This is a genomic window from Trueperaceae bacterium (genome assembly GCA_031581195.1).
Classification (GTDB): Bacteria; Deinococcota; Deinococci; order Deinococcales; family Trueperaceae; genus SLSQ01.
The window spans coordinates 3,760-16,618 of the sequence record JAVLCF010000051.1; the positions used below are offsets into that span (position 1 = coordinate 3,760).

Below are 12,859 nucleotides of genomic sequence, written 5' to 3' on the forward strand. Positions count from 1 at the left end.
CGGCGGCTTCCTCGATGCTCACCACGTCGTTGGAATCGCCGATGAGACCCCCGACATCGTCATCCGCGTTGATCACAGCCTCGACGGCGGCTTCCTCGATGCTCACCACGTCGTTGGAATCGCCGATGAGACCCCCGACGTCGTCATCCCCGTCCACGTCGCCCGTGACGGAGACCCGCGTAAGGTCGATCGGGACGCCGACGTCGCCCACGATGCCGCCGACGTCGAGCCGGCCGGTGACCGCACCCTCGACGCGGACGTCGGTGAGCGTGACCGCCGTGCCGCTCCCGGTGCCGGGCGTATCCCCCAGAACCCCCCCGACGTCGTCCTCCCCACCCTGGATCGAGCCGGTCACGCGGACGTTCGTCGCGTCGACCCCCTGCGCAAAGCCGATGAGGCCACCGACCCGGTCTTCGCCCTCCGAAGTGACGTCGGCGTGGACGATGGCGTCCACGATCGTCGTGAGGCCGTCGGCCTCCCCGAATAGACCCCCGACCTCGGCGTTGATGCCTTCGTCGGTGCCGACGACGCGGCCCCGCACGACCACGTCGCGCACCTCGTGCGTTGCGCCATCGGCGGCCGCGAGGCCCACGAGGCCGCCGACCTCCTCCCACGCCTCGACGTCGACCTCGACGTCGACGTCGCGGATGCGAAAGTCCGTGTCGGAGAGCTCGGCATCCTCCGGTGAAAATCCGACGAGCCCCCCGACGTGCCCGCCGGTATCGCTGTCGGTCGTCCCGCGGACGGTGAGCGGCGCGTCCGTTCGAACGTCGACGAGGCTCACGGTCGCAGCCTCGACGTCCCCGAGGATGCCCCCGACGCTGCCATCCCCCGTCACCTGCATGCCGGCGAACACGGTGCCCGTCACCTCGACGAACGTGCCGTCTCTGAAGAGTCCGACGATCCCGCCGACGTCGTTCTTCGTGCCCGTGACGTCCCCCTCGAGACGCGCACTCCGCACGAACAGCGTGTTGGCACCGCGACCCACGAGACCTCCGACGTCGCCCCCGCCGAACACGTCGGCGGTGAGGGTGACGGTCTGCAGGTCGGCCCGCTCGGAGGCCTCCAGGTCTCCGAAGGCGCCCCCCGCCTCCTCGTTCCCCGCGAAGATGATCCCCTTCAGGGTGACGTTCCCGACGTCGACGATCTTGCCGGTCGCCTCGCCCACGAGGCCGCCGGCCTCGACGTCGGAGGCCGACACGGTCGCGTCCACCGTCGCGCCGAGGATCCGTAGGTCGTCGGTCCCCGTCCCGGCGGCGTCCCCGAACATGCCCAAGAAGCCGCCCGCGGTGTCGTCCGCCACCTCGACGACCCCGGACACGCTCGTCCCCAGGATCGTGACGGCGCCGTCGAAGGCGTTCCCGACGAGGCCGCCGGCGTAGTCTTTGACCGCACGGGCGTCGACGCCGCTCACGCGCACGTCGGTCACGCTCAGGTCCGCGACCGAAAAGCCGACCAGCCCGCCCACGTGGTCGTCCCCGACACGAAGTTCGGCGTCGTGCACGGACCCGCCACGCACGTCGAGCGGCCCGTCGACCCGTCCCACGAGCCCCCCGACGTCGACGTCGCCCTCGGCCGTGACGTTTCGAACGTCGACGCCCGAGAGGGTGGTGGTCTGCGTCCCGACGACGCGCCCCGCGAGGGCGCCCATGACGCCGGCGTTGGACTCCGTATCGCTGATCCGCACGTCGCGCACCTCGAGCGACCGGACGGCTGCGCCGTCCAGGGCGTAGAACAGACCGACGGCCGAAACGACGTTCTGCGGGGTCGTCCCCGACACGACCTCGGAGACGATCGTGAGGTTCTTGATGGCGTGCCCGCGGCCGTCCAGGACGCCGTTGAAGGACGTCGCCGGCCACCCGATCGGCGCCCAGTCGGAGGCCGAGATGTCCGAGAGGTCGACGTCGGCCTCGAGGTGGTAACGCCCATCCATGGGGCAGGGGGCGCCGATCGCCTGCAGGTCGCCCCGCGAGACGACGGCGTAGGCGCCGGCGTCGTCGGTGGCGCTCGGCAGCGAGCAGGCGGATGCGATCCCCATCAGTGCGGCGACACCGACGAACCAGACGCGTGCAACGAATGCAATCCGGGGTCGGCGGAGGTGAAACGAACGGAATGTCGGAGATGGTGGCATGACGGGCCTCCCGAGTCGGATGATGGGTGGCGCACAGGGCAGAGCGACGCATCGCGGCGCCGACATGAATCCGGCCCCACGGGGCCCGATTCGCAACGACTCTACGACACGAAGGTTGCGCACCTCAACGGCCTGAGGGCTCGGTTCGGTCGCGTTCGGCCGAATGCGACCCGTCCCGGCCGAACCCTGCCACCCTCCACGGTGCGCGTCCCCTCCTCCCGCCACCGCACGCCCTCACGGCGTTGGGGGCACCTCGTAGGTGAACGGCACCTCCTGACAGGCCTCCTCCGCCGCGTCGGGCTCCGGCACCGTGGCGCTGCACAGCGTCACGGTGCCGGCCTCCGTCGCCGGGGTGGGCGCGCCGCCTCCCCCGGACTGGCAGCCGGCCAACGTCCCCGCGAGCGCGAGCAGGAGCGCAATCGCGAGGGGCGTACGGCGGGCGTGGTGGTGCATCGGTGTCGGCGCGGGCACGGGTCTCACTCCCTCTCCAGCAGCGTGAACGTCACGGTCGCCGTCGCGTTCGGAGCGAGCGGCGTGTCGTCGAACCGCAGGTTCCAGCGGTCGCCGTCGCGGACCGCGCGTCCGGGCTCGATCTCGGCGCGGTCGATGCGCCAGGCGTTGCCGGCATCGGGCGCCGCGATCCACAGATCCGTCCACGCCTCCTGCGTGTCGTTCGTCAGCGTGAGGGTGAGCGGCAGCGCGACGCGCCCGTCGGGGCGGCGTTCGGCGGTGCCGACCGCGATCGCGTCCCCCGCGACGTCGACCGGCGCGGCGGGCACGGCGACCGGGCCCGGCGTCACGGAGACCGCGTCGGAGGGGGGCAGCACCCCACCCCCCTCCGTGCGGCCGCGCACGCGGACGTCGTACGTCTCGCCGTTCGTCAGGCCCTCCAGGCGGACGGGGGAGGCGGTCGACGGCGGGTCGAGCGCGTCGAACCCCTCCCCGCGATCGACCTCGAGGTTGACGACGTCCGCCCCGAGCGAGCCGACGTACACCCACGCCTTGCCGTCGCCGGGCACGGCCCGAATCGACGTCGCGTCCCCGACCATCTCGACGGTGACCGTCTTCGGGCAGGCGCCGGGACAACGCACGGTGACGCTCGCGGTGCCCGCGTCGCCGTCCGCGACGAGGCGGGCGGTGGCGACGCCGTCGGCGTCGGTCTCCTCCGTGACCGTCGTCCCGACCGGCGCACCGCCCTCCGTGAACGTCCCGAGGTCGGTGGCGAACGTCATCGTCTCGCCCGCGACGCCGGCGTCGTCCGCCACCGCCGCGAGGCGTACGCGGATCGGGGCCGCCTCCGACCCGTCGGCGCGGATCGACGTCGGGCTCGCCGTGACCTCCATCGTCACGTCGCGGATCGAGGCGGGGCCGGCGGTGGCGGTGACGCCGTCGGCGGTTCCGCTCGTTCCCGTCGCGACGAGCCGGACGTCGCCGCCCGCGTCCGCGCTGAGGCCCGTGGCGACGACGTTCTCGAACGTCACCGACGAGGCGCCGGCGGGAAGCGTCGCGGTGGGGAGCGCCTCCGGGTCCTCCCCCGCGACGAACAGCGTTCCGGGGACCTCCCCGCCGGTCGCGGACAGGACGATCGTGGAGTCCAGCAGACCGTCGGTCACGGGGCCCGCGTCGTCGCGAAGGGTGAGCGTGACGTCGAAGGGCACGTGGCGCAGCAGCTCCCCCGACGCACCGTCGAGGGCGAACGTCAGGCCGGTGTCGACGGGGTCGCAAGGAGTCGACGGGCCGAGATCCACGAGGGTGGGGTACGCATCGGCACAGGTACGCCACACCGCGTCCGGTGCCCCGCGGGTGGCGGGAACACCATTGGCGATGGGCCAATCGCGAGACCGATAGGTGTCGTACCGCTTGAGCGCCTCCATCGACACGTCTTCGATTCCCTCCGGCGAGTTGTTCACGCCCGTGAGGTTCTCCTGCCCACTGGCACTCAGGTCGACGAAGACGTCCTCGTAGTCGGCGTTCATCGCGTAGCCCGTCACCGCACCGACCCAAGACTCGGATGCACTGACGGTGGCATGTGACACGACGCGACGTAGAGTGGGGTTCGATCCCCCTTGGGATGCGGTACGCCCCACCAGGCCACCGACGCTCTTCGTGCCTGTGACCTGCCCCTCGACGATCACATCCTCGACGGCGGCGGCCCCCGACAGATCGCCGATGAAGCCACCCAGTCCAGAAGTGGCGCCATCGACGGTTGCCCGAACACGAAGGCGGGAAAGATCGGCGTTGGCCACGCTCCCGCCGAAGCCGCCGGCGTCCTGGTCCGCGACGACCGTCGCCGAAACGAACACGTCGTGGACCGTCCCCTCGACCATGTGACCAACGACGCCGCCCACCTCCTCCGTCCCCTGGAACCGTCCCTCGACCGTCACGTCCGATACCTCGAGCGGACTCCCAGACTGGACGAATCCGACGACCCCAGCCACGCCCTCACTCCCCTGTACCTCGGCATCGACGTCGACACTCCGCACGACGGCTTCGCCGGCGTCCAACGAGACGCCCACGACCCCTCCGACCCCGATCAAGCCTGAGGTGGAGGTCGACGAGATGGTGCTGTCGACGATCCGGCCACGCTCGATCGTGCCGTCCTTGAGTGTGCCAGCCACGCCGCCGACCGACGCCCCGCCACTCGCGTCGACGGATACGAAGAAATCCGAGATCATCGGTCGCCGTGACGCGTCATTGGGGTCGGCGAAGAGCGCCGACACGAGGCCTCCGGTGCGTCCGCTCGTCGTCGCCGAAGCTCCATGAACCGTGCCGCGATAGGACACGTTCCGAAGCGCACCACCGGAGACTTCGGACACGAGGCCTCCGGTGCGATACCCATCGACGCTCACTTCCGCCCCCGAAACGTGGACGTCCGTAATGGTTCCTGCGAGGGTGCCGGCGACGATTCCGGCGGCGTCGCTCGCACGTACGGTCGCGTCATGGAACCGAACGTCGCGAACCTCCGCCCCCCTTGACACCCCTTGGAAGAAGCCGACGAAGTCGTCCGTCGTACTGAGAGCGAAGTTGTGGATGGTGTGGCCATTCCCATCGAGCACCCCACCGAACCAATACGTTCCCGATCCGATGGGCACCCATTCGACACCCGCCAAGTCGACGTCGTCCTGCATCCGGAAGCTGGCCTGCGCACAGTTCTCCGAGGTGGAGGTCGCGAAATGATCGGACCAGGACACGAAATGGGCCGTCGTCGCGAGCAGGTATGGATCGTCCGGCGTTCCCGACCCCCCGCCGAACGTCACACCGGGGCACTCGTGCGCGAGCCCGAACGAAGCGAGGGCGAAGAACACGGGGGCGAGCCACCGATGGAGGGCGTACGTCGTGCGGGGGCGAGGGTGCGGTTGGACCTGAGGGCGCATCGGTCTCCTCTCGGTCGGCGACCGTGAGTACCCTCCGTGTTGTTACACACGTGACGGTTCGAACGGATGCCGACGCTCGAGAGAGTTTACCTAGGATGCGTTCTGCACGTGTTTCGTCGCTGCTGCGAAACCGACACGCCATATCCGTTCGCGCGTACGCATCACGACGGTGGCAGGCATGTCGGCCGTGACGGGCGCGCCGCCTCCGCTCAGTCCGCGCAGCTCCCGTGCGGGTACGGCCACCCGCAGTTCGGGCAGGGCGCCTTCACGCCGCAGGGGGTGTTGGGGCACGGGTGGTTGCACATCATGCAGGGCTTCATGGCGGTGAGCTCCCCTCCACGCCCGCGCGCCGTGCGGCGCGCGGGGACGTCGTGCACGCATGCTAGCGTCGCGCATGGACACGGTGAGCGACGCGGTGGTGATCGGGGCGGGCATCGTCGGCGCGGCGATCGCCTACCGCCTGGCGGAACGCGGCCTGTCGGTCCGGATCCTCGAGGCGGCGGAGGCGCCCGCGACCGGCTCGACCGGCCGCAGCGCCGCCGGCGTCCGGGTGCAGTTCTCCAGCGACCTGAACGTCCGGCTGTCGTTGGCCGGCATCGAGGCGTACCGCACGTTCGAGGCCGAGCACGGCCTCCCGTCGGGCTACCGGCCGCAGGGCTACCTGTTCCTCGTGCCCGAGGACGCCTGGCCGGCGCACGCCCGCGCCGTGGAGGTCCAGCGGGCGGCGGGCGCGCCGGTCGAGGTGCTCGACCCGGAGGCGGCGCAGGCCCACACGCCGTTCGACGCGACCGGCGTGCACGCCGCGACGTACGGCCCCATCGACGGCGTCGTCGATCCGCACCTCCTGACGCGCGGGTACCTGCATCTCGCGAGGCAGGCGGGCGCGACGGTGCACCTCCGCACCCGAGTGGAGGCCGCCGCGCACGCGGCGGGGACGTGGCGGCTGACGACGTCCGCGCACGCGCACGCCGCGACGTTCGAGGCACCCCTGGTCGTGAACGCCGCCGGCGCGTGGGCCGGCGGCGTGGCCGCCGCCGCCGGCCTGACGCTGCCGGTGGAGCCGGTGCGCCGCATGATCTTCGCGACCGGCCCCGTCGAGACGCCGCACCCGTACCCGTTGACGGTGGACGTCGCGACCGGCACCTACCTGCGGGGGGAGGGCGAGCGCGTGCTGTTCGGGCGCAGCGACCCAAACCAGGCCCCGGGGTTCGTGGAGGGCATGGACTGGGCGTGGCTGGAGACGACCCTCGAGGCCGCCCTGCCGCGCTTCCCCTGGATGGCGACCGTCGGCCTCGACCGGGCCGCGAGCTGGTGGGGCTACTACGAGGTCACGCCCGACCACGACGCGATCCTCGGCCGGCACCCGGATGCGGACGGATGGATCGACGCCGCCGGCTTCTCCGGGCACGGCGTGCAGCACGCCGCGATGGTCGCGCGCCTGATCGCCGAGGAGGCGGTCGACGGCGCCGCCCACACCCTCGACGTGGCGTCGCTCCGCCACGCCCGGTTCCGCGAACGGGGGCGCGGGGGGCGGGAGACGCACATCGTCTGACCGGCCGCGCCGACCCTGCGGCATCTGACCTCCGGCGGACCGCCTCGCGCGTCTACCGTGGCGGGAAGGAGGCGGCGGCATGCGGATCGGCATCGTGGGCAGCGGACGACTGGGCGGGACCCTGGGCACGGCCTGGGGGGCGATGGGGCACGAGATCGTGTACGGGGCCCGCGACCCACGCGACGCGCGCCTGGATCCGCTGTTGGTCGACACGCCGCACGCCCGCACCGCCACCCTGCAGGGGGCGAAGGACGCCGCGGAGGTCGTGCTGGTGGCGCTGCCCGGCCCGGTCGCCGACGAGGTCGTGGCGGCGCTCGGCCCGTGGCACGGGACCATCCTCATCGACGCCAGCAACGACGCGCGCCCCGACGGCACCTCCGTCGCCGAGGCGCTGCAGCGCGGGGCGCGCGGAGCGCGCGTCGTGAAGGCCTTCAACGTCGTCGGCGTCGACGCGCTGCGTCGCGCTGCGGCGGGCGAGGCGACCGGCACGATGCCGATCGCCGGCAACGACGACGACGCCGTCGCCGTCGCCAGCCGCCTCGCGGCGGACCTGGGGCTGACGCCCCTGCACGTCGGCGGCCTCGCCATGGCGGCGTCGCTCGAGCGGCTCGCTGGGGTGTGGACCGCCTGGTCGAGGACGTTGGGCCGGCGCTTCCTGTGGGACGTCGTGACCTGAGCGCCGGCGCACCCCGCGCTCATCGTTCCCATCCCCAGGGCATGCGTCTCCCATGGAGGAGCGGTAGGCTGATCGGATGATGCGCATACCCCACCCCCCTATCGACGCCGTCCGTCCACCGCTCGGCGAGCCACGTTCCGGCGAGCCCCCGTTCGGAGCGCTGCGGTGACGGTCTCGCCCGCGCGGTCCCGCACCGGCGCCGGCGCGGTCCGCGTCCTCGTCGTCCTCGCCCTCCTCGCCGCCGCGGCGGGTGGGGTCTGGTGGGGGTTCGTCGGCCGCAGCGGCGCCGCCGCGACGGACGCCGCCGACGCCGCCCCCGCCCCCGTCACGGTCACGCTCGCCCCGCACGCCGTGACGGTCGTCGGCGCCGGCACGCTCGAGCCGGGCCGCAGCGTCGACTTCGTCGCCGAAACCCGCGGCACCGTCGTCGAGCTCGCCGACGTCGGCACCCGCGTCGCGCCGGGCGACGTCCTCGCCCGCCTCGACCCGGAGCCGTTCGAACGCGCCATCGCCGACGCGGAGAGCGCGCTCGCGTCCGCCGAATCCTCGCGGACCGCCCTCGTCGCGAACCAACGCGACGCCCGCGCCGAGCTCGAGCGCAGCATCGAGCGGGCCGACGCCGCGGTCGAGGACGCGCGCATCGCCCTCGACGACGCCGAGACGGACCTCGCCCTGCAGGAGCGCCTCGTGGAGCTCGGCGCGGCCAGCCGCACGACCCTCGAGGACGCCCGCGCGGCGCGTACGGACGCCGCCGACGCGCTCGCCGACGCCGAGGCCGACCTCGCCCGCCTCGAGGAGTCGCGCGACCTGCGCGCGACGCGCGACGCCGAGGACCTCCGCGCCGCCGACCTCGCCATCCAGGACGCCGAAACGGCGCTCGAGGACGCCCGCGACGACCGCGCGGCGGCGACCACCACCGCCTCGTTCGCCGGCGTCGTCGCGGCGCACGCCGTGCAGACCGGCGCGACGGTGGTGCAGGACGGCACGCTGTTGACGGTCGTCGACGACGCGACGCTCGAGTTGCCGGTCGAGATCGACGAGACCGAAATCGCGCAGGTGACGGTCGGCCAGAGCGCCACCCTGACCCTCGACGCCCTCCCCGACGCCGACGTCGGGGGCGAGGTCGTCGGGGTCGCTCCGGTCGGCCGCATCGTCAGCAACATCCCCGTCTTCGAGGTCACCGTCGCGGTCGACAACGCCGACCGGACGCTGCGTCCCGGGATGACGGCCGAGGCGGAGATCACCACCTCCCGCTACGAGGCGACCGCCACCGTCCCCCTCGCCGCCCTCGCCACGCCCCCCGACGCGCGCGACCCGGCGGTGCGGATCGTGCAGCGCGTCACGGCGGACGGCGCCACCGAACCGGTCCGCGTGCGCCTCGTCGACGCCCTCGGCTTCGACGCGGTCGTGACCGGCGACCTGGCGGACGGCGACGAGCTGCTCGCCACCGCGGCGCGCGACGCCGCGACCGACGCCACGCCGCGCAGCGGTCCGGGGGGTGGGATGGGCGGCGGCGTTCCGGGGCAGGGCCCGCCCGGGGGCCGCCCGTGAGCGCGGACGCGCCCGAGGCGGTCCTCCACGTCCGCGACCTGCATAAGGCCTACGAGGTGGGGGGCGGCACGTTCGAGGCCCTGAAGGGCGTGTCGTTCGACGTGCACCCCGGCGAGATGGTGGCGTTGATGGGCCCCAGCGGCTCCGGCAAGAGCACGTTGATGAACATCCTCGGGCTCCTCGACCGACCCACCGAGGGGCGCTACCGGCTCGGGGGCCGCGACGTCGCCGACCTCACCGAGAACGAGCGCGCCGAAGCCCGCAACGAACGCGTCGGCTTCGTCTTCCAGGCGTTCCACCTGCTGCCGCGCGTGAGCCTCCTCGAGAACGTCGCGATGCCGATGGTGTACGCCGGCGTCCCCGCCGGCGTGCGGCGCGATCGCGCCCGCATCCTGCTCGAGCGCGTGGGGTTGGGCGACAAGACCGACGCCCACCCGAACCGCATCTCCGGCGGCCAGAAGCAACGCGCCGCCGTCGCCCGGGCGCTGGCGATGGACCCCGACCTGCTGCTGGCGGACGAACCGACCGGCAACCTCGATTCGCAGACCGGGCACGAGATCATGGCGTTGTTCCACCGCCTGAACGCGGAGGGCTCGACCGTGATGGTCGTGACGCACGAGCGCGACATCGCGGCGCAGACCGGCCGCACCCTGCACCTCCTCGACGGGGAGTTGGGCGACGACGAACGCCACGACCCGGTCCTGCCCGACCCGGTGCGCGCCCGCCTGGACGGCGCCGCCCCCGCACGCGGCGAGGGGGTGGCGGCGTGACCTCGGAGGCCGCCGGCACGGCCCGGCTGCCCGCCCTCCCCGCCCGCCGCCGGCGCCGCGGCTTGGGGCCGTTGGAGATCGCGCGGGTCGCCGGGCGCGGCCTCACGACGAACGTCGTCCGTTCGCTCCTCACGACCCTCGGCATCGTGATCGGGGTCGCCTCCGTCGTCGCCCTCACCTCGGTCGGGGCGGGCGTCACCGCCGACATCACCGCCAACCTGCAGAGCCTCGGCACGAACCTCCTGACCGTCCGGGCGCAGACCGACGGGCGCGGCATCGGCCTCGTCCGCAGCGGCGGGACGCAGACCGTCACGCTCGAGGACGCCCGCGCGATCCGCGCGTCCGGCGACCCCCGCGTCGCCGGGGTCGCGCCGACCGTCGCGGCGGGCGCGACGCTGAAGGTCGGCCGCGAGAACCTACCGGTCCAGGTGACCGGCAGTTGGGCGGACTTCGCGACCGTCCGCAACGCCGACACCGCCTACGGGACCTTCTTCAGTCCCCTCGACGTCGAGCGCGCCAACCGCGTGATCGTGCTCGGTCACGGCGTCGCGGAGGACCTGTTCGGGGCGCCCGAGCGGGCGGTCGGGGCGGAGGTCACGGTGAACGGCGTGCGCTTCACGATCGTCGGGGTCGTCGAGCCGAAAGGGGATTCGTTCTTCAGCCTCGACGACAGCGCCGTCGTGCCGCTCCCGACGTTCCTGACGCGCATCCAGGGCCCCGACGCGATCGGGGACACCGGCGTCGACGCGGTGTACGTCGCGGCGACCGACGCCGACGCCCTGGCGCCCCTCAAGCGCGACCTCGAGGTCCTGATGGCGCAGCAGCACGGCACGCCCGACCCCGCCGACTACGACTTCGAGATCCAGAACCAGGCGGACACGCTCGACAGCCTCAACCAGATCACCGCGACCCTGACGCTGTTCCTCGGTGCGATCGCCGGGATCAGCCTGCTGGTGGGAGGGATCGGCATCATGAACATCATGTTGGTGTCCGTCACCGAACGGACCCGCGAAATCGGTCTCCGCAAGGCGCTCGGCGCGAAGCCGCGCGACGTCCTCGGGCAGTTCCTCGCCGAGTCGGTGTTCCTCAGCGTCGGCGGGGGGGTGCTCGGCGTGGCGGTGGGCCTCGGCCTGGCGCTCGGTCTGCTGCCGCTGTTCGGCCTGAACGCCATCCCGACCGTCTCGAGCATCCTCGTGGCGTTCGCCTTCGCCGCCGCGGTCGGCGTGTTCTTCGGGTTCTACCCCGCCCGCCGCGCCGCCCGCCTCGACCCCGTCGCGTCGTTGAGGCACGAATGAGCGCCGCTCCCCAGCGCCCCCGTCGCACCCTCGGCCTCCGCGCCGCCGCCCCGTTCGCCGTCCTGTTCGCCGTCCTGGCAGCTAGCGCTCCCGTCCTGGCGCAGACCGAGGCGCCCCTCACCTGGGGCGCCGCCCTCGCGCGGCTGGAGGGCGCCCCCGACGTCGCCGACGCCCGCGCGGCGGTGCGGGGCGCCGAACGCGCCCTCGCCGCCGCCCGCGCCCCGTGGAGCGGCTCGGTGGACGCCTCGGTCTCGCGCGACGCGCCGTTCGACGACGCGCGCGACGCGACGCTTCGCGGCAGCGTCGGGGCGTCCGGCACCTGGACGGGGTTCGGGGCGGGCGCGACGGGCGACGCCGTCGCCCGCGCGGAGGCGGACCTGAACGCCGCCCGCGCCGACGCGGCGGCCGCGCGCCGCACCGCGACGGTGGACCTCGCGGCGTCCTTCGCCGACCTCCTCCGCGCGCAGCACGTCGTCCGTCTCCGCAGCGCCGACCGCGACGCCGCCGACGCCCGCCTCGCGGCGTGGCGCGAGCGGGCGGAGGCGGGCGCGGCGAGCGACGCGCAGGTGCGCGCCGCCGACGCCGCCGCACAGCGCGCCGCGCAGGACCTCCGCGCCGCCGAACGCGACGTGGACGCCGCCCGCGACACCCTCGCGCAGTTCCTCGGGACGCCCGTGACCCGGGTGGCGGGGCCCCTCCCGAGCGTCCCCGCGCCGGCCGCCCTCGAGGCCCCGCTGGCCGCCGCCCTCGACGGGACGGCCGAGCCGCCCACCGACCGTCCCGACCTCGTCCGCGCCCGCAACGCCGTCGACGAGGCCCGACGCACCCTCGACGCCGCCCGCCGCGACGCGGCGCCGCGCGCCACGGCGTCGCTGGGCCTCACCGGCGGCGCCGGCGACGACGCCGCCCTCGCCCTCGACCTGTCGATCGACAGCCGCCAACGCACCCCGTCGGTCGGCGGGACCGCGACGTTCGGGTCCGACGCCGGGGCCGGCGGCGGGTCGTTCTCCGCGACGCTGGGCGCGAGCGTGCCCCTCGACCCCGCCGCCGGACCCACCGAGGCGCGCCTCGAGGCGTCGCTCGACCGGGCTCGCGACGCGCTGGAACGCGCCCGCGACGCCGCCGCGGCGGAGATCGCGGCGCGGGTTCGCGCCGTCCGGGCGAGCGCCGACGCCCTCGCCTTCGCCAAGGCCGACCGCGACCGCGCCGCGGCGAGGCCGCTCCGCTCGACGCGGACGACGCCCGCCGCGCCCTGGCGAGCGCCGAGCACGCCGTCGCGACCGCAGACGACGCGTACCGTGAAGCGGTGCTGGCCCTCGCCGCCGCCCTCGCCCTCGACCCGACGGAGGTCCTGGAATGACGACGTCCGCGCTTCGCTCCCGGCTCGCCCCCCTCGTCCTCCTCGTTCCCCTGCTCGTCGCGCCGGTGGCGACGGCGCAGGACGCCGCCCCGCTCGACCTCGCGACCGCGGTTCGCCTCGCCGTCCCCCGCGACGAGGCGGTCCTCGACG

The 12,859-nt window shown here is 73.9% G+C and carries 11 protein-coding genes; 8 read left to right on the plus strand and 3 right to left on the minus strand.

The genetic code is table 11. The features are described from left to right. The 3 genes from RI554_06310 to RI554_06320 form a co-directional block, all read right to left on the minus strand. Positions 1-2,038 (minus strand): hypothetical protein (locus RI554_06310; protein ID MDR9391625.1); only part of this gene is annotated, 2,038 nt, incomplete at its 3' end. 327 nt (positions 2,039-2,365) lie between these two features. After that, a complete protein-coding gene (locus tag RI554_06315; GenBank protein MDR9391626.1) occupies positions 2,366-2,602 on the minus strand; it encodes a hypothetical protein in 237 nt (78 codons plus the stop codon). 5 nt (positions 2,603-2,607) lie between these two features. Further along, positions 2,608-4,122, minus strand: a complete 1,515-nt coding sequence (locus tag RI554_06320; protein ID MDR9391627.1) for an invasin domain 3-containing protein — start codon at positions 4,120-4,122, stop codon at positions 2,608-2,610. Between the two features lie 75 nt (positions 4,123-4,197). On the opposite strand from RI554_06320, the gene RI554_06325 reads away from it, so the two are divergent. The 8 genes from RI554_06325 to RI554_06360 all read left to right on the plus strand — a co-directional run. Then, entirely contained in the window at positions 4,198-4,674 is a 477-nt protein-coding gene (locus RI554_06325) for a hypothetical protein (protein MDR9391628.1), read from the plus strand. 1 nt (position 4,675) lies between these two features. After that, complete coding sequence (locus RI554_06330) at positions 4,676-4,894, plus strand: hypothetical protein (GenBank protein ID MDR9391629.1); 219 nt, start codon at positions 4,676-4,678, stop codon at positions 4,892-4,894. A 1,005-nt stretch (positions 4,895-5,899) separates the two neighbouring features. Beyond that, the gene (locus RI554_06335; GenBank protein MDR9391630.1) at positions 5,900-7,057 is read left to right on the plus strand and encodes an FAD-dependent oxidoreductase; all 1,158 of its coding nucleotides are present in this window, start codon (positions 5,900-5,902) and stop codon (positions 7,055-7,057) included. Between the two features lie 79 nt (positions 7,058-7,136). Further along, positions 7,137-7,733 (plus strand): NAD(P)-binding domain-containing protein, encoded by a 597-nt coding sequence (locus tag RI554_06340; GenBank protein MDR9391631.1) that lies wholly within the window; start codon positions 7,137-7,139, stop codon positions 7,731-7,733. A gap of 165 nt (positions 7,734-7,898) precedes the next feature. Next, positions 7,899-9,284, plus strand: coding sequence for an efflux RND transporter periplasmic adaptor subunit (locus tag RI554_06345; protein ID MDR9391632.1), 1,386 nt, complete (start codon positions 7,899-7,901; stop codon positions 9,282-9,284). Then, positions 9,281-10,054 carry an ABC transporter ATP-binding protein gene (locus RI554_06350; GenBank protein MDR9391633.1) on the plus strand — a complete coding sequence of 258 codons (774 nt, stop codon included), beginning with the start codon at positions 9,281-9,283 and terminating at the stop codon, positions 10,052-10,054. The genes RI554_06345 and RI554_06350 overlap by 4 nt, the downstream gene beginning before the upstream one ends. Continuing rightward, complete coding sequence (locus RI554_06355) at positions 10,051-11,349, plus strand: ABC transporter permease (GenBank protein MDR9391634.1); 1,299 nt, start codon at positions 10,051-10,053, stop codon at positions 11,347-11,349. Before RI554_06350 ends, RI554_06355 begins: the two co-directional genes overlap by 4 nt. Continuing rightward, on the plus strand, positions 11,346-12,859 hold a 1,514-nt coding region (locus RI554_06360), incomplete at its 3' end, for a TolC family protein (GenBank protein ID MDR9391635.1). The genes RI554_06355 and RI554_06360, both read left to right, overlap by 4 nt.